The following is a 1,545-nucleotide window of genomic DNA, read 5'->3' as shown; positions in this document are numbered from 1 at the left end:
TAACAACACGCCCTGAGGTGGACAACTAGTAAAATTTAGCTATTTATTGCAAATTTTAACAGTGGCGATCCTCTTCGGTTTAATGCTTCTAAATATTTTGATTCGTTGTAGGGCATCTTCGTTTTCCAGCACCTAAATATTATTCTTATCCACTTGAAAGCAAGCGATCTTATTATGCTGTTATGTGGTTTACCTTTACTTTTTTGTTGCTCATAATAAGCTTTTGCCCAGAATGAATATCGTATCGAAAAACCAGCCCATTCAACAAACGTTTGCCTTAAAAAAGTAGGACAACTGTACCGCCAATGTGTCCATGTCTTTTTACCGCTGCTTTCAATAACGGGTGCAATACCCGCATACTTCTGCATCTGTGAAGCATCCGTATAACGTTCTCTATTGTGCCCAAAAGCGACTAATAAGCGCGGTGCTAGTTGTGGGCCTGCGCCAGGTAAACTATCAAAAATAGCCTTGTCTTGTTGTTTTTTGTACAGCTGTTTTATTGCTTTATCCAACTGTTCAATACCGATAAGTAACACCTTGAATTGTGTGATAAGCACTTCCACTAACAGTTGATTAGGGGCTATTACGCCTTCATCTTCGGTTAACGGAACGGCTTCTTTAATGCTAAGTAATCGAGCATTATTGACAGTTTCATAATGTGAGTTGTGACGATTAAAGAAGTCTAATAAGGTTTGCTTTCTGGCTTTTTTAACCGCGGTGAGCGATGGCCATTTACTGATGAAATCACAAAAGATTAAGGTATCTTTTTCTTTAAACCATTCAAGCGCTTGAGGGTAGTAGTTCTTCAAAGTTGCAGTTATTTTATTTGATAAATCGACGCCATCTTGTACTACATTACGACGATACTCAACCAGTTGCGCTAATGCTCTCATTGATGTTGACTCAGGTACTATCACTGAGAGTTTATCTATGTGAAGTTTAATCATTTCAACTTGTATGAATGCATCTGTCGGGTCATTTTTTGCGCCGCTAGGCGTGAATGCTTTGCGGTAATTTGCGACCGCGGATGGATTCACCGTAAATAAGACGAGGTGGTCATATTTTGCGAGCGCATAAATTAAGGGACCTTTTTTAAGTTCACACACAACAGCAATTTTCTGATCTGGGTAACGCAGCTTAAGCTCCATTGCCCATTTGTGAAGCGCTTCTGGTTTATGTTTTATAATGGTGTAGTGATATTGTTTGGTGTTTTTTGGGTGCTCACATATATCATGTTTTTTGTCAGCCCAATCGATACCAATAAGTGCAGCGAAATCATCGACGTTATATGCTTTCATTTTGATGCTCCAGCGAGTAAAGTTATAGATGGAATGTGCTTAAGTCTCGTTTCTCGCAGGTCTTATAGATAGTCGTCGTAGGCGATCCCTGAGTATGCGTTTTGAAGCGAGTAGCTCTGTTGGTTCGAACGTCTTGTTAGAAACATTGGATGTTTGCCGTTCAATATTCGTAACCAACAGAGGCATATTCCACTTATCAAATATAGTAAACTAATCGATTGATAAATGGATTGGTCCAACTATAAGC

1 protein-coding gene is annotated in these 1,545 nt (G+C 39.3%); it reads right to left on the bottom strand.

The annotated features are described in order from the left end of the window. Window positions 1–35 precede the first annotated feature (35 nt). On the bottom strand, window positions 36–1,298 hold the full coding sequence (locus H4J69_RS19555) for an IS110 family transposase (RefSeq protein WP_182218764.1): 1,263 nt from the start codon (window positions 1,296–1,298) through the stop codon (window positions 36–38). Between the last annotated feature and the right edge of the window lie 247 nt (window positions 1,299–1,545).

The organism is Colwellia sp. BRX10-9 (assembly GCF_014077405.1).
In the GTDB taxonomy this organism is placed as follows: Bacteria; Pseudomonadota; Gammaproteobacteria; order Enterobacterales; family Alteromonadaceae; genus Colwellia_A.
Note: the sequence above shows the minus strand (reverse complement) of the source record. Positions and strands in the feature narration are given on the sequence as shown.